The following is a 20,928-nucleotide window of genomic DNA, read 5'->3' as shown; positions in this document are numbered from 1 at the left end:
GATGGACGGCCGTCGACGTAACCCGTATGAACTGACCGAGGAGACCCCGGTCTACGTCATCTCGGTGGCGGCCCAGCTCTCCGGACTCCACCCGCAGACGCTGCGCCAGTACGACCGCCTGGGCCTGGTCTCACCCGACCGCACCGCCGGCCGGGGCCGCCGCTACTCGGCCCGTGACATCGAACTGCTCCGCCAGGTGCAGCAGTTGTCGCAGGACGAGGGCATCAACCTGGCGGGCATCAAGCGGATCATCGAACTGGAGAACCAGGTCGCCGCCCTCCAGTCCCGTGTCGCGGAGCTGGAGGCGGCCCTGGACGGCGCGGCGGCGGCGATGCAGCAGCGGGAGGCCGCCGTGCACGCCTCCTACCGGCGCGACCTGGTGCCGTACCAGGAGGTCCAGCAGACCAGCGCGCTGGTGGTGTGGCGGCCGAAGCGGCAGCAGCAACAGGACTGACGCGCACAGGCGCACACGACGAGGGGCCCGTGATCCGGGCCCCTCGTCGCGTGTGCGGGCGCGGTCTCGCGGGGACGGCCCTCGCCGGTGTCCGGGGGGAACCCGGCTGGCCGAGTTCGTTCGGTCCTCCGGTCGAGTCGGTGCGCGCCGCGCTGGCCGCCGTGATCGCGGCTCGTGGCGAACCGCCGCGCTTGTACCGGTCTTTGCCGCTCCCATGAAATCCCTTGGCGTGGACGGTCCGTAAAGGCCCCTTGAAGGCTGTTTCGCGTGACCTCCACAGATGCAGCTGAGCGTGGTGTTGCGCACTCGTTAAGTGATTCTTCTTGACGCCGGGTGCGGCCTCCGCGTTGTCTTTTCAGACACCTGGGCCGTATAGCAACGCCCACGTCCGGAACGCACCTGAAGTGAGCCCTCGCATGCGTCGTATCGCCATATCCGTGGCCGCGTCCACGATGACCCTCTCGCTCGCCGGCTGTGGCGTGCTGAACGTGACGGGGGACGGCGCGAGTGCGAGCCCGACCAAGGGCAACGACATCACGGTGGGCCTGCTGCTGCCGGAGAAGGCGAACACCCGCTACGACGCGTTCGACTACCCCATCATCAAGGACAAGGTGGCCGAACTCACCAAGAAGCAGGGCAAGGTGGAGTACGCCAACGCCGACGCGAGCGCCACCCGGCAGGCCGAGCAGATGCAGAACATGATCGATGGCAAGGTCGACGTCATCCTGCTCGACGCGGTCGACGCGCACGCCATCGCCGGCGAGGTGAAGAAGGCCAAGGACGCGGGCATTCCGGTCATCGCCTACGACCGCCTCGCCGAGGGGCCGATCGACGCCTACATCTCCTTCGACAACGAACTCGTCGGCGAGGTGCAGGGCCGCTCCCTGCTGGAGGCGCTGGGCCCGAACGCCGACACCTCCGACAAGATCGTCATGGTGAACGGCTCGCCCACCGACCCGAACGCCAAGCAGTTCAAGGAGGGCGCGCTCTCCGAGCTGAACGGCAAGGTGGACATCGCGGCGAGCTTCGACACCGTCAAGTGGAAGCCGGAGAACGCCCAGGCCGAGATGGCCAGGGCCATCGCGCAGATCGGTAAGGACAACATCGCCGGCGTCTACTCCGCCAACGACGGCATGGCGGGCGGCGTCATCAAGGCCCTGAAGGCGGCCGGCGTCACCAAGCTGCCCCCGATCACCGGTCAGGACGCCGAACTGGACGCCGTGCAGCGCGTGGTGTCGGGCGATCAGTACATGAGCGTCTACAAGTCCTACCCGGACGAGGCCGAGGCCGCCGCGCAGATGGCCGTCACCAAGCTCCAGGGCAAGGACATCCAGTTCGACGCCCTCACCCAGGACCGGGTGGACAGCCCCACCACCAAGGACATCCCGGCCAAGCTGGTCCAGGTGACCGCGCTGACCAAGCACACCATCAAGGACACCGTCGTCGCGGACGGCATCTACTCCGTCGGCGACATCTGCACCCCCAAGTACAAGGCGGCCTGCGAGGCGCTCGGCCTGAAGTAGGAGGCCCGCGTCCCACCCCCGGCTGGTCGCGGCGCGCGGCCCGGACGGTGCCCGAACCCGGACACAGCGGGATGTTCCGGTGGCCGCCGTGGAGGGAGCCGTGTTGCGGACCCGGTTCGGCGCCGCGCATAGTTGCGCCACGGCAGTGGCAGCACACCGGGGGTGGAATGGGCGATGGCCGGGCGCGGGGCGGAGGAGCACCCTCACGGTGCCGACCGGCTGTGTGAAGCCGGGGATCGGGTGTACTCCCGTGCCGTACGCCGGGGGCGGGTGCCGCGCACGGACGCCGAACCCGTGCCCTGCCTGCTGGAACTGGCCCTGCTGCACCCCGACCCGGACGACATGGACTGGCTGGTGCCGACCTCCCCGCAGGAGGTCATGACCCGGCTGCTGCGCGGGGTCTACGACGAGGTCAGCGCGAGCCAGCGGCGGGTGGGCTCGGCGGTGGCCGCGTTCGAGTGGTACGCGGGCCTGGGCCGGCAGCTGGACGCGCTGGCGGCGCCGGCCGAGGGCAGTGCCATCCGGGTCCTGGACGGGCTCTCCCGCATCCAGGCCGCGATGGACGAGGCGACCGAGGCGTGCACCACCGAGGTGCTCACCGTGCAGCCCGGCGGCATCCGGCGGGAGGCCGAGCTCTCCGAGGGCCTGCACCGGGCGCTGGCGCTGCGCGGCCGGGGCGTGCGGATGCGGGACCTCTACACGCACGTGGCCCGGCACGGCCAGGGCCTGCTGAACTACCTGGAGCTGATGGGCGGCGCGGTGGAGGCGCGCACCCTGGACGAGGTCATCGACCGGCTCATCCTCTTCGACCGCACGGTGGCGTTCATCCCCGCCAACGCCGACCGCACGATGGCGCTGGAGCTGCGCCATCCGGCTCTGATCGCCTATCTGGTGACGGTCTTCGAACGCCTGTGGCGCCTGGCGATCCCGCTGACGGCCCCGCTCCCCGACACCGGCATCGAGGGCATCTCGCACCGCGAGCAGTCCATCGCCGCGCTGCTCGCCGAGGGCCACCAGGACGCGGTCATCGCCGAGCGCCTGGGCATCAGCGTGCGCACCTGCCGCGCCCACATCGCCCGCCTGTCGGAGACCCTGGGCGCGGCCAGCCGTACCCAGCTCGGCGTCCGGATCGCCCAGGTCGGCCTCGACGGGCATCGCCCGTCGGCACCGGCCACCGCCCTCACCGGTCCGGATCAAGAATCCCCGACCGCGCGATGAGGAACCCGAGCTGCGCCCGGCTCTCACTGCCCAGCGTGGCGGCGAGCTTGGCGATGTGCAGCCGTGCGGTCCGCACGTTCATCCCGAGGCGGTCGGCGATGACGGCATCGGTGTGCCCCTCCACGAGAAGCGCGGCGATGGCCCGTTGACGCGGGGTCACACCGTTGACCGACCGGGTCTGGACGGCCTGGGGGTACATGGGGGTGGCCAGGTGCCAGAGGCGGTCGAAGGTGGTGATGAAGTGAGCGATCAGGGCAGGGTTACGGACCTCCAGGGCCATCGTGATGTCGCTGTCGGCCGGAATGAAGGCCACCGTACGGTCGATGATGATCTGTCGCTCCGGCAGTTCGTCCAGCGTGCGTGCCTCGGCCCGGCCGCGGAGCTGCTCGTAACGGGCCAGGGTGATCGGTACGTGTCGCATGGTGCTCTGGTACAGCGTGCGTATGCGGCCGCCCCGGTCGAGGAACGCCTGGTCGCGCGGCATGGAGCGGGTTTGACCGACCTGGCCGCGGTCGTCCATGTAGTGGGTGTTGGGCTGGACGCAGAGCACGTCGGCGACGGCCTCGGCCATCGCTTCGTCGATCGCGTCGTTGATGCGCGCGACGCCCTGGAGGAGCCGGAGGTGCGCCGTCTCGGCCGGTGGGCCGGGCGGGCCGCCGACGGTCAGGAGTGGCTGGAGGATCCCCAGCAGCCGTCCTTCGCGCTGCCACTCGTCGGCGATGCGGGCGCGGGACGCGCGCAGGAAGCGGTCGAGTGCGGCGGCGGGGGAGACGGGATCCAGCCGTCCGGGGTCGTCCACGGCGGGGTGCAGCAACCCGGCGTCGACCAGGCAGGGGACGTCGGCCGCGTCCGCCGCGGGGACGTGCCCCTCCCGCAGGGCGCGTTCGTACAGCTCCCGGCCGGCGGCGCACAGATCCTCGATGCGGTGTGCCTGATGCGTCACCGGGGCCGCCGCCTCAGTGATCCCGGTCCAGGATGCCCGACTGGGCGATGAGGTAGCCGAGCTGGGCGCGGCTGCCGCTGCCGAGGGCCTGGGCGAGTTTGGCGATGTGGGCTCGGCAGGTCCGGACGTTCATGCCGAGCCGGCGGGCGATGGCTTCGTCCACGTGTCCTTCGACCAGGAGCTTGGCGATGGAGTGCTGGATCTCGGTGATGCCGTCGGGGGCGGTTTCGTAGGGGCTGCCTGCGCTCAGGGGCACGGCGTGGTCCCACATGAACTCGAAGACCTTGATGAGGTAGCTGACGAGGCCAGGTTGACGGATTTCCAGGGCGACCTTCTGGTCGTCACGGGTCGGGATGAAGGCGACGGTCTGGTCACAGATGATGAGCCGTTCGACCAGGCCGTCGATGGTGCGCTGCTCGACCTTGCCGTCGGAGAGCCGGGCGGCGTAATCCAGCCGCTCCGAGCTGTACCGGGCGGTGTGCGGGTAGAGCGTCCTGATGCGCACCCCGCGTTCGATCAGCGGCCGGTCGCGTCCCAGTCCCTGCTTGAGGCTGCGCTCGGGCCGGTGGCCGCTCGGCTGGACCGTGAGCATCTCGGTCTGGCACTGCGAGGTGGCCAGGTCCAGCGCCGCGTTGATCCGCTCGCTGCCCTCCAGCACGGTGATCGAGTCGCTGGAGACCGACATCTGGGCGCCGAGCGCCATGAAGGGGGCGAAGGCGTCGGACAACTGGATCGACTGCCGCCTGCGTTCGGTGATCTCGTGCTCGATCGGATTGAGCCGTTGGGCGAGGGCGACGGCAGGCGGCACCGGACGCAGCCATTCCGGGTCGTCGGGGTCAGGGTGGAGGAGGGCGAACTCCATCAGGCAGGGAGCCGGCGTCACGTCTTCCCGAGCGATTCGCCCCGTACGCAGGGCGGCAGCATAAAGTTGTCCGCCGACATCGCACATCTCGGTCATCGCATGGGGATGTGTCGCCTTAGTCCGATTTGCCACCAAATCTCCACCCCCCAGGGTCCTGAACATGCAGGAACATGATGCACCGATCGTGTGGCGTTGATGTGCCCGAATGAGCCATCGTCGTACCCGACGGGGGAAGAGGGGACCTTCAAGTGAGGACGAAGCCGACTATGCGTAACAAAATGCTTCGCTCGGTGCTTGTCGCCACCTTCGCCGCCGTCGCGACCGTCGGGGTTCTCGTAGGAGGGTCCGGCGGAAGGGGTGACGACGCTGGCGACAGTGTCTGGCCACTGGCTCCGAAGGGGCATGTGCTGGCGGACAGTGTCTGGCCGGCGGCAGCGGTAGCGGAGCCGACGGCAAGCGGAGCTGGGAGCTGACGTGACAACTCCACCCGACGACCGCTCCTTCCGTCGTGAAATGGCCACCGCCTACCGCTCCGGCTGGCACTTCATCGACCTGGTCACGGCCATCCCGCACAGCGGTGACTCGCTCATGGTCACCGTGTTCGGTGAGCCGGTCGTCGTCACGCGGGACGAGGACGGAGACGTGCGGGCGTACCGGTGCCTGCGCAAGCCGCGGGGCGCGCCGCAGCCGGTGCGCTGTGCCATCCGGTACGGAATGATCTTTGTGAACCTGGACCAGCGGGACCACCGGCTCTCCGAGCCGGCACCGTCCGACGTGCGAACCATCTCGGCCACCCCCCGCAGTGCCTGACGCGATTCCCCCGTCGTAACAGATCGCTCAGGTGCTTCCCCCCGCAGCGGCGTCACCGTGACCTGAACACGGTGACGCCGCTGCAGTTTGCGGGGACATTTCGGGGTATGGGCGTACTCCACGGTGGCCGGAAACGGCTGCGCTGCGGCCGTGCTCAGCCGCGCCCCAGCATCCGCTCCACCTCGATCTCGATCACCACCCGGGACGGGTTCGGCGAGGGCGTCCGCCGGTACCGCTCCGCGTACCGCCGCTCCGCCTCCGCGACCCGCTCCGGCTCGGCGCGCACCCGTGCCCGCCCCTCCAGCGTCGCCCAGCGCCGCCCGTCCACCTGGCACACCGCCACCCGGGCCCCCTCGGCCCCGGCCGCGAGCACATGGGCCACCTTCGTGCTCGCCCTGTTCGTGATCACCCGCGCCAGCCCCGCCGGGGCGTCGTAGGTGACCCCCACCGGCACCACGTGCGGGCTTCCGTCGGGGCGCAGGGTCGTCAGGGTGCACAGATGCCGTTCGCGCCAGAAGGCGAGATACGGCTCGTCCGGGGCAGCCGGGTCCTGGGAGTACGAGGCCATGCCGTGCAACCTAACCGACACCGCCGGGACCCGTGCACGGTCCGCCTTGAGTGGAATAGACTCAACTTTGTGTACGTTGACTGAGGCAGGACCGTCGGGTAGGAGGAGAACGCACACGTGGACGCCGAGCTGACCAACAGGAGCCGGGACGCGATCAACGCGGCGAGCAATCGTGCCCTCACCGAGGGGCACCCGGATCTCACCCCCGCTCACCTGCTGCTGGCTCTGCTCCAGGGGCAGGACAACGAGAACATCACCGACCTGCTCGCGGCCGTGGAGGCCGACCAGGCCGCCGTACGCGCCGGCGCCGAGCGCATCCTCGCCGGTCTGCCCAGCGTGACCGGGTCCACCGTCGCGCCTCCGCAGCCGAACCGCGAGATGCTGGCCGTGATCGCGGACGCCACCGAGCGCGCCAAGGCGCTCGGCGACGAGTACCTGTCCACCGAGCACCTGCTCATCGCCATCGCCGCGAAGGGCGGCGCCACCGGGGACGTGCTCAAGGAGCAGGGCGCCGACGCGAAGAAGCTTCAGGAGGCCTTCCAGAAGGCCAGGGGAGGACGCCGCGTGACCACCGCCGACCCGGAGGGCCAGTACAAGGCCCTGGAGAAGTTCGGCACCGACTTCACCGCCGCCGCCCGCGAGGGCCGGCTCGACCCGGTCATCGGGCGGGACCAGGAGATCCGGCGGGTCGTGCAGGTGCTGAGCCGTCGTACGAAGAACAACCCCGTCCTCATCGGCGAGCCGGGCGTCGGCAAGACCGCCGTGGTGGAGGGGCTCGCCCAGCGCATCGTCAAGGGCGACGTTCCCGAGTCGCTGAAGGACAAGCGGCTGGTCGCGCTCGACCTCGGCGCGATGGTGGCCGGCGCCAAGTACCGCGGCGAGTTCGAGGAGCGCCTCAAGGCCGTCCTGTCGGAGATCAAGGACTCCGACGGGCAGATCATCACCTTCATCGACGAGCTGCACACCGTCGTGGGCGCCGGTGCCGGCGGCGACTCCGCCATGGACGCGGGCAACATGCTCAAGCCGATGCTCGCGCGCGGCGAGCTGCGCATGATCGGCGCGACCACGCTGGACGAGTACCGCGAGCGGATCGAGAAGGACCCGGCGCTGGAGCGCCGCTTCCAGCAGGTCTTCGTCGGCGAGCCGAGCGTCGAGGACACCATCGCGATCCTGCGCGGGCTCAAGGGCCGCTACGAGGCCCACCACAAGGTGCAGATCAACGACTCCGCGCTGGTGGCCGCCGCGACCCTGTCCGACCGGTACATCACCTCCCGCTTCCTGCCGGACAAGGCCATCGACCTCGTCGACGAGGCCGCGTCCCGGCTGCGCATGGAGATCGACTCCTCGCCCGTGGAGATCGACGAGCTCCAGCGCGCCGTCGACCGGCTGCGGATGGAGGAGCTGGCCCTCAGCAAGGAGACCGACCCGGCCTCCGTCGCCCGCCTGGAGAAGCTGCGCCGCGACCTCGCCGACAAGGAGGAGGAACTGCGCGGCCTGACCGCCCGCTGGGAGAAGGAGAAGCAGTCCCTCAACCGGGTCGGTGAGCTGAAGGAGCGCCTGGACGACCTGCGCGGCCAGGCCGAACGCGCCCAGCGCGACGGCGACTTCGACACCGCGGCCAAGCTGCTGTACGGCGAGATCCCGCAGCTGGAGAAGGAGCTGGAGGCCGCCTCCGCCGCCGAGGAGGAGGTCGCCAAGGACACCATGGTCAAGGAGGAGGTCGGCTCCGACGACATCGCCGACGTCGTCGCCGCCTGGACCGGCATCCCCGCCGGACGCCTGCTGGAGGGCGAGACGCAGAAGCTGCTGCGCATGGAGGAGGAGATCGGCAAGCGGCTGATCGGCCAGAGCGAGGCCGTACGGGCCGTGTCGGACGCCGTACGCCGTTCGCGGGCCGGGATCGCCGACCCCGACCGGCCCACCGGGTCCTTCCTCTTCCTCGGCCCGACCGGTGTCGGCAAGACCGAACTGGCCAAGGCGCTCGCGGACTTCCTCTTCGACGACGAGCGGGCCATGGTCCGCATCGACATGTCGGAGTACGGCGAGAAGCACAGCGTGGCCCGGCTGGTCGGCGCGCCCCCCGGGTACGTCGGCTACGAGGAGGGCGGCCAGCTCACCGAGGCCGTGCGCCGGCGCCCGTACAGCGTGGTCCTGCTGGACGAGGTGGAGAAGGCCCACCCGGAGGTCTTCGACATCCTGCTCCAGGTGCTGGACGACGGCCGCCTGACCGACGGTCAGGGCCGGACGGTCGACTTCCGCAACACCATCCTGGTCCTCACCTCCAACCTGGGCAGCCACTTCCTGATGGACCCGCTGACCACCGAGGAGCAGAAGAAGGAGCAGGTGCTGGAGGTCGTCCGGGCCTCCTTCAAGCCGGAGTTCCTCAACCGGCTGGACGACCTGGTGGTCTTCTCGGCGCTGACCAAGCCCGAGCTGGAGCGGATCGCGGGGCTCCAGATCGACCGGCTGGCCAAGCGGCTGGCCGAGCGGCAGCTCACCCTGGACGTCACCCCCGAGGCGCTGGCCTGGCTGGCGGAGGAGGGCCTGGACCCGGCCTACGGCGCCCGGCCGCTGCGCCGGCTGGTGCAGAGCGCCATCGGCGACCGGCTCGCCAAGGAGATCCTGTCCGGCGAGGTCAAGGACGGCGACACGGTCCGCGTGGACCGCTTCGGCGAGGGCCTGCTGGTCGGTCCCGCCACCGGAAAGACGCTCTAGCGGACACCCCGGCTGTCAGCTCTGGGCTGACCGGCGGGTCGGGGGTTGCCATCCCCCGACCCGCCGGTGGGAGGATGGCCGCATCCGCATGAAGGGAAAAACACGGTGAGCATCGACCCGTCCTCGATTCCGAACTTCGGGGGCCAGCCCGAACCGCAGCCCCAAGGACCGGCGGGCCCCGTCCTCCCGGATCAGGACCTGGTGAAGCAGCTCCTCGACCAGATGGAGCTGAAGTACGTCGTCGACGAGGAGGGTGACCTCGCCGCGCCGTGGGAGCAGTTCCGCACCTACTTCATGTTCCGGGGAGAGGCCGAACAGGCGATCTTCTCGGTGCGGACCTTCTACGACCGGCCCCACAAGATCGACGAGAAGCCGCAGCTGCTGGAGTCCATCGACGACTGGAACCGCCGAACCCTGTGGCCGAAGGTGTACACCCACACCCACGACGACGGCACCGTCCGTCTCATCGGCGAGGCCCAGATGCTGATCGGCACGGGCGTCGACATCAACCACTTCGTCTCCTCCACGGTCAGCTGGGTGCGGGCCGCGATCGAGTTCGACAAGTGGCTGGTCGAGCAGCTCGGCCTGGAGCAGGAGGTCAACGACTCCGAGAAGCCCGAGGACGACGGCGAGTAGCAGGAGGGCCCGGACGGCCCGGGGGCCTTCGCCCCTGGGCCGGACGTCCCGCGCTCACATGCGCCGCAGCCGCTCCGCCGCCTCGCGGAGGACGTCCTCCCGCTTGCAGAAGGCGAACCGCACGAACGGCGCGCCCGCCTCCCGGTCGTCGTAGAAGACCGCGTTCGGGACGGCCACCACGCCCGCCCGCTCCGGCAGCGCGCGGCAGAAGGCGAAGCCGTCCTTCTCGCCCAGGGGCCGGATGTCGGTGGTGATGAAGTACGTCCCGGCCGGCCGGAACACCTCGAAGCCCGCCGCCGTCAGCCCCTCCGCCAGGATCTCCCGGCGCGCCAGCATGCCCCGGCGGAACTCCTCGAACCAGGAGTCGGGCAGCGCGAGGGCCTCGGCCACCGCGTACTGGAAGGGGCCCGAGGAGACGTACGTCAGGAACTGCTTCACCGCGCGGACCGCGGCGACCAGCTCCGGTGCGGCCGTCACCCAGCCGACCTTCCAGCCGGTGAAGGAGAACGTCTTGCCGGCCGAACCGATGCCGACCGTCCGCTCGCGCATGCCCGGGAACGTGGCGAGCGGCAGGTGCTCGGCGCCGTCGAAGACCAGGTGCTCGTAGACCTCGTCGGTCACCACCAGCAGGTCCCGCTCCACCGCCAGCTCGGCGACGGCGGCCAGCTCCTCGCGCGTGAGGACCGTGCCGGTCGGATTGTGCGGGGTGTTGATCAGCAGCAGCCGGGTGCGGTCGGTGACCGCGGCGCGCAGCTCGTCCAGGTCCAGCCGGAAGCTTCCCTCGTGCGGGCGCAGGGTGACCGGCACCCGGGTGCCGCCCGCCATCGCGATGCAGGCCGCGTACGAGTCGTAGTACGGCTCCAGCGCCACCACCTCGTCCCCCGGCTCGACCAGCGCCAGCAGCGCGGCCGCGATGGCCTCGGTCGCGCCCGCCGTGACCAGCACCTCGGTGTCGGGGTCGTAGGACAGGCCGTAGCGGCGCAGCTGGTGCGCGGCGATCGCGGTGCGCAGCTCGGGGACGCCGGGGCCGGGCGGGTACTGGTTGCCGCGGCCGTCGCGGAGCGCCCGTACGGCGGCCTCCCGGATCTCCTCGGGCCCGTCGGTGTCGGGGAAGCCCTGGCCCAGGTTGATCGACCCGGTGGCCACGGCGAGCGCCGACATCTCGGCGAAGATCGTCGTCCCGAACGCGGCGAGCCGGCGGTTGAGGTGGGGGCGTGCGCTGGAGGTCATGCCGGTCATCCTGCGCTCAAGCTCTGGAGTTCCTCAACTCTGCTTTGCGGTCCGCCGGGGCCGGGCATCCCCCGGTCACCGCGGTAGGACGCGGCAACGGCGAGGCGCCCACGGGGGGCCGCTTCGGGGGAAGGGAAGGAGGGTGACGCCATGACCGTCGGCATCATCCTTGCGGTGGCCGTGGTGCTGGTCATCGCGGCGGCGGGCCGTAACCGCCGCAACCGGCGCGCCGGGGTTCAGCTCGGCAAGGGCGGCCCGCGCCGGCGGAACCGGGCGTACCGCGCGTCGGCGTCGTCGGCCTCCGCGGGCAGCGGGACCCACCACAGCTGGTGGGTCGGCGGTGGGGACGCCGGCTCGTCGGGTGGGCACGGGGGACACGGCGGGCACGGGGGACACGGAGGGCACTCCTGCGGAGGCGGTTCGTCCTGTGGAGGGGGCTCGTCCTGCGGTGGGGGTTCGTCGTGCGGCGGGGGGTCGTCGTGCGGCGGGGGCGGATGCGGCGGGGGCAGCTGACACGGGGCAGCCGCGCCTCCGGAACAGGGGGATCCGCATCCGGGCCGCACACGGCCGGGCGCCCGCCGGGGGGAGACCTTCCGGCGGGCGCCCGGCCGCGCCGTTTCCCGCGCCCGGCGCACGCTGTGGTTGAACAGTTGAGCTGTGGAGCCCTCTGAGGGATGGAAACCCCACGAAGTTGGGTAAAAACGCTGTGGCGGCGCCACTGTTCATGATTCCCTCTAAATCGCCAACGCAGCCCCTCGGACGTCCCCCAGGCTCCCCATCCCGGCCGGGCCGGCTGGGCTGACATGGCCGATCTCCCCTCTTCTTGCGTGTTAGCGGAGCCGATCCATGCTCACGACCCTGAACACCACCTACACCGATACGCGCGCCGCCGATCTCGCCTGGGCCCTGGGACGCGAGCCGCTGCCCGCCCTGGCCACCCTCGATCTCGAACTCACCGGCGCGAAACTTCAGTTGAGGCTGCTCGGCGCGTCCCACCAGGTGCTCCTGGAGGAGGAGCGGGGCCGCTGTTCGGAGACGGTCGCCTGCATCCCCGGCTCCAGCACCCCGCTGCCGCTGGGCGTCGCCAAGCGCGTCGGCGACTGGGAATACGAGTTCGCCGCCCGCGTGGAGGTGCTCACCCCCGGCTCGTTCGCGGGTCGCGCCCAGGAGCTGCTGGCCCTCGTCTCCGACCATCCGCACGGCCTCGCCGGGGTCTTCCCGGGCAGCCCGCACGCCTTCACCGCGATGCTGGCCCAGCACCAGGGGGGCCAGGTGCACTGGCGCACCTGGCACGCCTACCCCCAGGACGGCCAGCTGGTGGCCACCCGGACCCGGGTCGGGGCACGGAAACGGGCGGCGGCTGCGCACCCCGCGGCGACATAAACCCGCCATGCGTCAACCGTCCTCAGATCCACACGTGTGGGTGACGAAGCGTGCCGAGCAAGTGACGTAACGTCGCAGCGTGATCGAACCGCACGCCCCCGCGCCCCCGGGCGCCCCGCCCTCCTGGACAGGCCCCGCACGGCTGCCCGTCCGGCCCGGCACCGGGCGGTTCCTGGTCCTCGTGTGCGTCTTCGTCTGCGCGGCCTGCGGACTCGTGTACGAACTCGAACTGGTCGCCTTCGCCTCGTACCTGATGGGCGACTCGGTCACCCAGGCCTCCGTGGTGCTCTCCGTGATGGTGTTCGCGATGGGCATCGGCTCGCTCGGCGCCAAGCGGCTGCGCTGCCACGCGGCGGCCGGATTCGGCGCGGTCGAGTCGGTCCTCGCGCTGATCGGCGGGTGCAGCGCCATGGCCCTGTACGCCGTCTTCGCCTGGACCGCCGGCTGGGGCGGCATGTGGGCCGACGGGCCGCGCTGCCTCCTCGTCGCCTTCTCGCTCGCCATCGGCCTGCTCATCGGCGCCGAGGTGCCGCTGCTGATGGAGCTGATCCAGCGCATCCGCCGGCAGGACGCGGGCGGCGCCGTGGCCGACCTGTTCGCCGCGGACTACGTGGGGGCGCTGGTCGGCGGCCTCGCCTTCCCGTTCCTCCTGCTGCCGTTCCTCGGCCAGCTGACGGGCGCCCTGCTGACGGGGACGGTCAACGTCGTCGCGGGCGGCGCCCTGGTCCTCGGCCTCTTCCGCCGCGACCTCACCCGCCGCGCCCGCTGGACGCTGCTCCTCGCCGGCCTCGTCGTCCTCGGCGTCCTCGCCTGCGCCGCCGCCCTCGCCGGCGACTTCGAACGGGCCGCCCGGCGCGCCGTGTACGGCACCGACGTCCGGGTGGCCGTGCAGACCGACGTCCAGGAGGTCGTCCTCGCCGGCGGCACCCACGGCGAACCCCTCGACCTCTTCCTCGACGGCCGCCTCCGGGTCGGCGGGCGGGACGAGCGCCGCTACCACGAGGCCCTGGTCCGGCCCGCGCTGACCGGCCCGCACGCGCGCGTACTGATCCTCGGCGGCGGCGACGGCCTGGCCGCCCGCGAGGTGCTGCGCCACCCCGGGGTGCGCCGCGTGGACATCGTCGAACTCGACCCCGGCCTGGTACGGCTGGCCCGCCGTGATCCCGGCCTGTCCGCCGCCAACGGACACGCGCTCGCCGACCCGCGCGTGCGCGTCACCACCGCCGACGCGCTCACCTGGCTGCGGGGGGCGCGCGGACCGGCGTACGACGTCGTGATCAGCGACCTGCCCGACCCCGGCATCACGGCCAGCACCAAGCTGTACTCCCAGGAGTTCTACGGCCTGACCCGCCGCGTCCTGGCCCCGGACGGCCGGCTGGTGGTGCACGCGGGGCCCGTCACCGCCCGGCCCCGCGCCTTCTGGACCGTCGCCGCGACCCTGCGCGCGGCCGGCTTCGCCGCCTCGCCCTACCGGGTGCTCGGCCACGACTCCGCCTTCGCGGCCGGCCCCGACCGTTCGACGGGAGCGTCCCGGGCACCGCACGACTGGGGGTTCCTGCTCGCGAGGCGCGGGGACGCGGCGCCCGTCCTCCGCGTGGGCCGCGAGCGCGCCGGGAGCCTGACGCAGGCCGAGCTGGCGGCGGACGCGCGGGCGGCGGCACGGACGCGGGTGGCCGGGGTGCCGGTGTCGACACTGGTGCATCCGAGGTACTGAGGGGCTTCACGACCGGGTGAGTTCCGGCGACAACTGGGTAGGCTCCACGGACATGGAGCACCAGGTCTTCGTCCCGGCCCCGGCCGAGCGGATCGGCGCGGCACTGGCCGACCGGACACGCGTGGCCCGGGCGATCCCCGGCCTGCAGCAGGACGCCGGTGCCGAACCGATCACCGGCCGGCTGAAGCTGCGGGTGGGCGGACACTCCGTCACCTTCCGCGGCACCGTCCGGGTGACCGCCCGCGAGGACGGCACGTACGCCGTCGTCGGCGACGCCACCGAGGCCCGCGGCACCGGCGCGGTCAAGCTCGCCCTGACCCTGCGCCTCGCGGACGCCGAGGGCGGCTGCACCGTCACGGCCGAGGGCACGGCGGACGCGACCGGCCGGATCACGGAACTGCCGGCGGAGACGGTGCACGCGGCGGCGACCCGGCTGCTGAGCCGCGCCCTGGAGTCCCTGGCCGCCGGTGCCGACGCGGGCACCGACACCGACACCGACACTCAGGACACGCCACCCGCCGGCCCCGCCCGCACCTCCGTCTTCGAGACCGAGGTCTCCCCGTCCGCCCTGGCCCCGGACGCGGACGAGGACCTCGACACGGGCGCCGGCGAGGGCGCGGACGCCGACACCGGGATCGTCACCGCCTCCACCGACCGCCCCTCCGGCGACTTCGCCGACACCGGTGAACCCCCCGCCGAGGCCGCGCACGCCCGCCGCACGATGATCGGCCGCAGCGCCGAAGAGGTCGACCACGCCCCGCCGCGGGGCCGCTACGCCCCGGTCCCGGCGCCGCAGACGGTCACGGCGACATCGGCGCTGCGCTGGGCGGCACCGGCGGCGGCACTGGCGGTGGCGTCGGCGATCGTCGTGAGCAGAGCCCTGCGGAAACGCCGCTGAGCGACGGCACCGGGGGCCGGCACCGATCCACCCCAAGTACTGTCGTCCCGTGAGTAACGAAGACATCACGCTGACCGCAGGCGAAGCGGAAGCACGCGTCAGCCCGGCCAACGGCGGCCGCCTCGGCAGCCTCAGGATCGGCTCCCTGGAACTGCTGCGGCAGGGGCCCCGTTACGGCTGCTTCCCGATGGTGCCCTGGTGCGGGCGGATCAGGGACGGCCGCTTCCTGGACGGCGGCACCGTCCGCCAGATGCCGCTCAACTCCCCGCCGCACGCCATCCACGGCACCGCGCGCGACGGCGCCTGGCGCACCGCCCGCGTCACGGAGAACGAGGCGGTGATCACCTGCGAGCTGACCGATCCCTGGCCGCACCCCGCCCGCGTCACCCAGATCGTCGCCCTCGCCGAGGACGCGCTGACACTGACGATGTCCGTGGAGACGTACGACGACTCCTTCCCGGCGCAGCTCGGCTGGCACCCGTGGTTCCACCGCAACCTCGGCGGCGAGGACGTCCGGCTGGACTTCAAGCCCGCCTGGCAGGAGGAGCGCGGCGCCGACCACCTGCCGACCGGCAACCGCGTCGACCCGAGGCCCGGCCCCTGGGACGACTGCTTCGGCATGCCCGGCGGCGTCGACGTCACCCTCACCTGGCCCGGACAGCTGGAGCTGAAGGTGGCGAGCCGGGAGGAGTGGGTGGTGGTCTACGACGAGCAGGCCGAGGCGGTCTGCGTGGAGCCGCAGACCGGTCCGCCGAACGGGCTGAACACCCTCCCGCGCCTGGTCACCCCGCTGGACCCGCTGGAGGCGACGACCACCTGGAGCTGGCGGCGGCTCTAAGCTGGTCGGCATGACGGACGTACGCGGCGCGCTGCTGCAGCAGATCAAGGACAAGGCCGTGGTGCACGGCAAGGTGACCCTCTCCTCCGGTCTGGAGGCCGACTACTACGTCGACCTGCGCCGCATCACCCTCGACGGCGAGGCCGCGCCGCTGGTCGGCCAGGTGCTGCTGGACCTGACCGAGGACCTGGAGTTCGACGCGGTCGGCGGGCTCACCATGGGCGCCGACCCGGTCGCCGCCGCCATGCTGCACGCCGCCGCCGCGCGCGGTCGCAGGCTCGACGCGTTCGTCGTCCGCAAGGCCGCCAAGGCGCACGGGCTCCAGCGGCGCGTCGAGGGCCCGGACATCGCGGGCCGCCGGGTCCTGGTGGTGGAGGACACCTCCACCACCGGCGGTTCCCCGCTGACCGCCGTCGAGGCCGTCCGCGAGGCCGGTGCCGAGGTCGTCGCCGTCGCGACCATCGTGGACCGGGCGACCGGTGCCGCCGAGAAGATCGAGGCCGGCGCGGGCGTTCCGTACCGGTTCGCCTTCTCGAAGGATGAACTGGGTCTGGACTGACCGGGCGGTTTGACCTGCACTTGACCGGGGCGCCGACCCAGCCCCCCAGGTCTGGAAAGATGGGGCCGACGATGACGTCGCACCCCAGGTCTAGGTCAGGGCCGTAACGCAGAACGCCAACCCGCAACACAAGGAGCGGACAGGATGCCCATCGCAACCCCCGAGGTCTACAACGAGATGCTCGACCGGGCGAAGGCAGGCAAGTTCGCCTACCCGGCCATCAACGTCACGTCCTCGCAGACCCTGAACGCGGCCCTGCGCGGCTTCGCGGAGGCGGAGAGCGACGGCATCGTCCAGATCTCGACCGGCGGGGCCGAGTTCCTCGGCGGGCAGTACAGCAAGGACATGGTGACCGGCGCCGTCGCGCTCGCCGAGTACGCGCACGTCCTCGCCGAGAAGTACCCGGTCAACATCGCCCTGCACACCGACCACTGCCCGAAGGACAAGCTCGACGGGTACGTGCGTCCGCTGCTCGCGATCTCCGAGGAGCGCGTCAAGGCCGGCCGCAACCCGCTGTTCCAGTCGCACATGTGGGACGGCTCCGCCGAGACCCTCGCCGACAACCTCTCCATCGCCCAGGAGCTGCTGGAGCGCGCCCGCGCCGCCAAGATCATCCTGGAGGTGGAGATCACCCCGACCGGCGGCGAGGAGGACGGCGTCTCCCACGAGATCAACGACGAGCTGTACACCACCGTCGACGACGCGATCCGCACCGCCGAGGCCCTGGGCCTGGGCGAGAAGGGCCGCTACCTGCTGGCCGCCTCCTTCGGCAACGTGCACGGCGTGTACAAGCCGGGCAACGTCGTCCTGCGCCCGGAGCTGCTGAAGGAGCTGAGCGAGGGCGTCGCCGCCAAGTTCGGCAAGGCCTCTCCGTTCGACTTCGTCTTCCACGGCGGCTCCGGCTCCACCGAGCAGGAGATCCAGACCGCGCTGGAGAACGGCGTCGTCAAGATGAACATCGACACGGACACCCAGTACGCCTTCACCCGTCCGGTCGCCGGCCACATGTTCCAGAACTACGACGGCGTCCTGAAGGTCGACGGCGAGGTCGGCAACAAGAAGGCCTACGACCCGCGCACCTGGGGCAAGCTGGCCGAGGCGGGCATGGCCGCGCGTGTCGTCCAGGCCACGCAGCACCTGCGCTCGGCGGGCAACAAGCTCAAGTAAGCGGTACGGCGTCCCAGCGGGCCCGGCGGCTGTCCCTGCCGCCGGGCCCGCTGTATACCTGGGGGCATGCCCGACGTCCGGCTCGGCTCTTCCCAGGGCAAGTGGATCCTGCTCACCACCGTCCTGGGCTCCAGCATGGCGATGCTGGACTCCACCGTCGTCAACGTCGCCCTGCCGCGCATCGGCCGGGACCTCGACGCGAGCCTCTCCGCCCTGCAGTGGACGGTCAACGCGTACATGGTCACGCTGGCCGGCCTGATCCTGCTGGGCGGCTCGCTGGGCGACCGCTACGGCCGCCGGAAGGTCTTCGTCCTCGGGGTCGTCTGGTTCGCGGCGGCCTCCCTGCTGTGCGGCCTGGCCCCCACCTCCGGAATCCTCATCGCCGCCCGCGCCCTCCAGGGCATCGGCGGGGCCCTGCTCACCCCCGGCTCGCTCGCCCTCATCCAGGCGTCCTTCCATCCCGACGACCGCAGCCGGGCGGTCGGCCTGTGGTCCGGCTTCGGCGGGATCGGCGCCGCCGTCGGCCCCTTCCTCGGCGGCTGGCTGGTGGCCGGACCCGGCTGGCGCTGGGTGTTCCTCCTCAACGTGCCCGTGGCGCTGCTGTGCGCGCCGATCGCGCTGCGGCACGTACCGGAATCCGCCGATCAGCGCGCCCACGGCCGCTTCGACGTCCTCGGCGCGGCCCTGGGCGCCCTGGCCCTGGCCCTGCTGACGTACGCGCTGATCGAGGCGCGGGCCGGCTCCCTGGGGGTGGCCCTGACCGGGGCGGCGGGCCTCGCGGCGGCGGTGGCCTTCGTGCACGTCGAGCGGCACCGGCCCGACCCGATGCTCCCGCCGGACATCTTCGCCTCGCGCCAGTTCACGGCGGTCAACCTCGTCACCCTGTGCGTGTACGCGGCCTTCGGCGGCTTCTTCTTCCTCACCGCGCTCCAGCTCCAGGTGGTGGCGGGCTACTCCCCGCTCGCCGCCGGTACCGCCCTGCTGCCCACCACGGCCCTGATGCTGCTGTTCTCCTCCCGCTCGGGCGCGCTGGCCGACCGCACCGGGCCGCGCCTGCCGCTGACGGTGGGCCCGCTGCTGTGCGCGGTGGCGATGCTGCTGATGCTGCGGGTGGGCAAGGGGGCGGACTACCTGACCGACGTGCTCCCGGCCCTGCTGGTGATGGGCGCCGGCATGGTCATCCTGGTCGCGCCCCTGACGGCCACGGTCCTCGCCTCCGTCGACACCGCCCGGGCGGGCCTGGCCAGCGGCATCAACAACGCGGCGGCGCGCGCGGCGGGGCTGCTGGCGGTGGCCGCGCTGCCGCTGCTGGCGGGGATGGGTCCGGAGGCGTACCGGTCGCCCACGGCGTTCGACGCGGCGTTCGACCGGGCGATGCCGATCTGCGCCGGGGTGCTGGTGCTGGGCGGGGCGCTCGCCTTCGCCCTGGTCCGCCGGCCGGCGCCGGGGTGCCGGCGGCCGGAGTGCCGGACCCACGGCAGCGTGACGGCTCCGCCGTTGGAGGCCGACCGGCCGGGGTGAGCGCCGGGTGGCTCTCCGACCGCGACCCGTGGGGGCTGGTGGCGTGGTTCTTCGGCTGGGGCCCGGTGGGGGGGCTGGTCGCGCAGTTCCCCGCGCCCCTGCGGGGCGCTCGTTCGGGCTCGTCGCGCGATGCGCGAAACTGAGGTCATGACGATTCACGAGAACCTGCTCGGCGGCCCGCCCCCCACCCACCTCCCCGACGACCCGGCGCCCCGCGAGGCCCTGGCGAACGGCACCGCGCCGGCGGACGTCGCCGCCAAGTACCCCACCTCCTCGCTCGCCTGGGCCCAGCTGGCCGACGACGCGTTCGAGCGGGGCTCGGTCGTGGAGTCGTACGCCTACGCCCGTACGGGCTACCACCGCGGTCTGGACGCCCTGCGCCGCAACGGCTGGAAGGGCCACGGCCCGGTGCCGTGGGAGCACGAGCCGAACCGCGGCTTCCTGCGCGCCCTGCACGCCCTCGCCCGCGCCGCCCAGGCGATCGGCGAGCAGGAGGAGTACGAGCGCTGCACGCAGTTCCTGAAGGACTCCTCGCCGACGGCGGCCCAGACCCTGGGCTGACCCGTACGTGACGCACGAGTCCGCCCTGGCCCCGTGCCACGACGCCGCTGCCGGGGCGCGGAGGCCGGGGCCCCTGGGGCTGTCCCGGGACTTCTGGCTGGTGTGGACCGCGGCGGCGGTCTCCGGGCTCGGCGACGGGCTGGAGCTGAGCGCGTTCCCCCTGCTGGCCACGCACTGGACCCGTGACCCGGTGCTCGTCTCCGCGGCCGCCGCCGCCATGCAGGCACCGTGGCTGTTCCTGGGGCTGCCGGCGGGCGGGCTGGTCGACCGCTGGGACCGCAGGAAGGTGCTGCTGATCGCCGACTGCTGCCGCGCGCTGCTCGTGGCGGCCCTGGCGGCGGCGGTGGCGCTCGGCGTGGGGAACATCTGGCTGCTGCTGGTCGTGCTGTTCGCCCTGGGATCGGCGCAGATCTTCTTCGACACCTCCGTGCAGGCGGTGATCCCCGCCGTGGCCGGGACCGGCTCGCTGGTCCGTGCCAACAGCCTCCTCCAGGGCAGTTCCACCGTGCTCGTCCAGTTCGTGGGGCCGGCCGCGGGTGCCGCCCTGTTCGCGGTCGCACGCTGGCTGCCGGCCGGCATCGACGCGGTCAGCTACCTGCTGGGCGTGGTCCTGCTGGCGGGCGTACGGGGCCGCTTCCGCCCGCCGCGGACGTCGTCGCCGCAGGGCGCCCCGTCCCTGCGGCACAGCGTCGCCGAGGGACTGCGCTGGCTGCGCGACGACCGGGTGGTCCGGGTGCTCGCCCTGGCGACGGTCCTGCTGGGCATGGGCAGCGCCGCCGCCTGGGGGGTCATGGTCCTGTTCGCCCGGCAGCAGTGGCACCTCGACGGCGCGGGCTACGGGCTGCTTCTGACGGCGAGCGCCGTGGGCAGCGTCGTCGGCTCCCTGGTCGCCGCCCCGCTGGCCCGGCGGCTGCCCCGCCGGTTGCTGCTGGTCGGTTCCGCCGCCGGCTCGGCGGCGGCCTTCGGCCTGCTCACGGTCACCCGCCCGGCCGCGCTCGCCGCCGCCCTGCTGGCCCTCAACGGGCTGATGGTGGTGGTGTGGAACGTGGTCACGGTCTCCGAACGGCAGGCCCGCATCCCGGACGCGCTCACCGGCCGGGTGACCGCCGCGTACCGGATGCTCGCCTGGGGCGGCATGCCGGCCGGCGGGCTCCTGGGCGGCGCGCTGGCCTCCGCCCTCGGTCTGCGCGCCGCGCTGTCGGCGGGGGGCCGGCGGCGGGGCCTGGCCGCCCCGCGGGTCGCCGCCGGGGGGGGCCCCCGCGGTGGGGGCGCCCGGCCCCCGGCATGATCGGGCGTGCCGGGTCGGGGGGGTTTGGGGTGGCTTGCGG

At 72.4% G+C, this 20,928-nt stretch carries 19 protein-coding genes; 15 read left to right on the top strand and 4 right to left on the bottom strand.

The features are described 5' to 3' along the window. The first annotated feature begins 1 nt into the window (after position 1). The 3 genes from ABZV94_RS12175 (at position 2) to ABZV94_RS12165 (ending at position 3,195) form a co-directional block, all read left to right on the top strand. Positions 2-454, top strand: coding sequence for a helix-turn-helix domain-containing protein (locus ABZV94_RS12175; RefSeq protein ID WP_330338735.1), 453 nt, complete (start codon positions 2-4; stop codon positions 452-454). A gap of 416 nt (positions 455-870) precedes the next feature. After that, positions 871-1,977 carry a substrate-binding domain-containing protein gene (locus ABZV94_RS12170; RefSeq protein ID WP_356339956.1) on the top strand — a complete coding sequence of 369 codons (1,107 nt, stop codon included), beginning with the start codon at positions 871-873 and terminating at the stop codon, positions 1,975-1,977. Positions 1,978-2,151: 174 nt separating this feature from the next. Continuing rightward, positions 2,152-3,195: a LuxR C-terminal-related transcriptional regulator gene (locus tag ABZV94_RS12165; protein WP_356339954.1), complete on the top strand. Its 1,044-nt coding sequence runs from the start codon at positions 2,152-2,154 to the stop codon at positions 3,193-3,195. On the opposite strand, the gene ABZV94_RS12160 is transcribed toward ABZV94_RS12165, so the two are convergent. Next, positions 3,158-4,138 carry a helix-turn-helix transcriptional regulator gene (locus tag ABZV94_RS12160; protein WP_356339952.1) on the bottom strand — a complete coding sequence of 327 codons (981 nt, stop codon included), beginning with the start codon at positions 4,136-4,138 and terminating at the stop codon, positions 3,158-3,160. The genes ABZV94_RS12165 and ABZV94_RS12160 overlap by 38 nt on opposite strands. A 13-nt stretch (positions 4,139-4,151) precedes the next feature. Then, a complete protein-coding gene (locus ABZV94_RS12155) occupies positions 4,152-5,162 on the bottom strand; it encodes a helix-turn-helix transcriptional regulator (RefSeq protein WP_356339950.1) in 1,011 nt (336 codons plus the stop codon). A 312-nt stretch (positions 5,163-5,474) separates the two neighbouring features. Here ABZV94_RS12155 and ABZV94_RS12150 point away from each other — a divergent pair, with 312 nt between their 5' ends. Then, positions 5,475-5,810: a hypothetical protein gene (locus tag ABZV94_RS12150; protein WP_030648261.1), complete on the top strand. Its 336-nt coding sequence runs from the start codon at positions 5,475-5,477 to the stop codon at positions 5,808-5,810. Between the two features lie 154 nt (positions 5,811-5,964). Here ABZV94_RS12150 and ABZV94_RS12145 read toward each other — a convergent pair whose 3' ends face one another. Further along, a complete protein-coding gene (locus tag ABZV94_RS12145; RefSeq protein ID WP_356339948.1) occupies positions 5,965-6,378 on the bottom strand; it encodes a TIGR03618 family F420-dependent PPOX class oxidoreductase in 414 nt (137 codons plus the stop codon). Between the two features lie 117 nt (positions 6,379-6,495). On the opposite strand from ABZV94_RS12145, the gene clpB reads away from it, so the two are divergent. Next, on the top strand, positions 6,496-9,093 hold the full coding sequence (gene clpB / locus ABZV94_RS12140) for an ATP-dependent chaperone ClpB (protein ID WP_356339945.1): 2,598 nt from the start codon (positions 6,496-6,498) through the stop codon (positions 9,091-9,093). Positions 9,094-9,198: 105 nt separating this feature from the next. Beyond that, a complete protein-coding gene (locus ABZV94_RS12135; RefSeq protein ID WP_356339943.1) occupies positions 9,199-9,729 on the top strand; it encodes a YbjN domain-containing protein in 531 nt (176 codons plus the stop codon). A gap of 54 nt (positions 9,730-9,783) precedes the next feature. Here the strand turns inward: ABZV94_RS12135 and ABZV94_RS12130 are convergent, their stop codons facing one another. Further along, the gene (locus tag ABZV94_RS12130; protein WP_356339940.1) at positions 9,784-10,968 is read right to left on the bottom strand and encodes a pyridoxal phosphate-dependent aminotransferase; all 1,185 of its coding nucleotides are present in this window, start codon (positions 10,966-10,968) and stop codon (positions 9,784-9,786) included. An 837-nt stretch (positions 10,969-11,805) separates the two neighbouring features. Between ABZV94_RS12130 and ABZV94_RS12125 the strand changes: the two genes are divergently transcribed. From ABZV94_RS12125 to ABZV94_RS12085, 9 genes are all read left to right on the top strand, one after another. Then, positions 11,806-12,342 (top strand): DUF2617 family protein, encoded by a 537-nt coding sequence (locus tag ABZV94_RS12125; protein ID WP_356339938.1) that lies wholly within the window; start codon positions 11,806-11,808, stop codon positions 12,340-12,342. Between the two features lie 79 nt (positions 12,343-12,421). Then, the gene (locus ABZV94_RS12120; RefSeq protein ID WP_356339936.1) at positions 12,422-14,056 is read left to right on the top strand and encodes a polyamine aminopropyltransferase; all 1,635 of its coding nucleotides are present in this window, start codon (positions 12,422-12,424) and stop codon (positions 14,054-14,056) included. Between the two features lie 52 nt (positions 14,057-14,108). After that, positions 14,109-14,954, top strand: a complete 846-nt coding sequence (locus ABZV94_RS12115) for an SRPBCC family protein (protein WP_356339934.1) — start codon at positions 14,109-14,111, stop codon at positions 14,952-14,954. 49 nt (positions 14,955-15,003) lie between these two features. Then, positions 15,004-15,792, top strand: coding sequence for an aldose 1-epimerase (locus ABZV94_RS12110; RefSeq protein WP_356339931.1), 789 nt, complete (start codon positions 15,004-15,006; stop codon positions 15,790-15,792). Positions 15,793-15,802: 10 nt separating this feature from the next. After that, on the top strand, positions 15,803-16,351 hold the full coding sequence (gene pyrE, locus ABZV94_RS12105) for an orotate phosphoribosyltransferase (protein ID WP_356339930.1): 549 nt from the start codon (positions 15,803-15,805) through the stop codon (positions 16,349-16,351). Between the two features lie 144 nt (positions 16,352-16,495). Beyond that, on the top strand, positions 16,496-17,518 hold the full coding sequence (gene fbaA / locus ABZV94_RS12100) for a class II fructose-bisphosphate aldolase (protein WP_356339928.1): 1,023 nt from the start codon (positions 16,496-16,498) through the stop codon (positions 17,516-17,518). A gap of 66 nt (positions 17,519-17,584) precedes the next feature. Next, on the top strand, positions 17,585-19,039 hold the full coding sequence (locus ABZV94_RS12095) for an MFS transporter (protein ID WP_356339926.1): 1,455 nt from the start codon (positions 17,585-17,587) through the stop codon (positions 19,037-19,039). Positions 19,040-19,186: 147 nt separating this feature from the next. Beyond that, positions 19,187-19,600 (top strand): DUF3151 domain-containing protein, encoded by a 414-nt coding sequence (locus ABZV94_RS12090; protein ID WP_356339924.1) that lies wholly within the window; start codon positions 19,187-19,189, stop codon positions 19,598-19,600. A gap of 7 nt (positions 19,601-19,607) precedes the next feature. Further along, on the top strand, positions 19,608-20,888 hold the full coding sequence (locus tag ABZV94_RS12085) for an MFS transporter (protein ID WP_356339922.1): 1,281 nt from the start codon (positions 19,608-19,610) through the stop codon (positions 20,886-20,888). Positions 20,889-20,928: the final 40 nt, after the last annotated feature.

The organism is Streptomyces sp. NPDC004658 (assembly GCF_040609555.1).
In the GTDB taxonomy this organism is placed as follows: domain Bacteria; phylum Actinomycetota; class Actinomycetes; order Streptomycetales; family Streptomycetaceae; genus Streptomyces.
The sequence above is the reverse complement of the archived record's forward strand: the minus strand, read 5'-3'. Positions and strand labels throughout refer to the sequence as shown.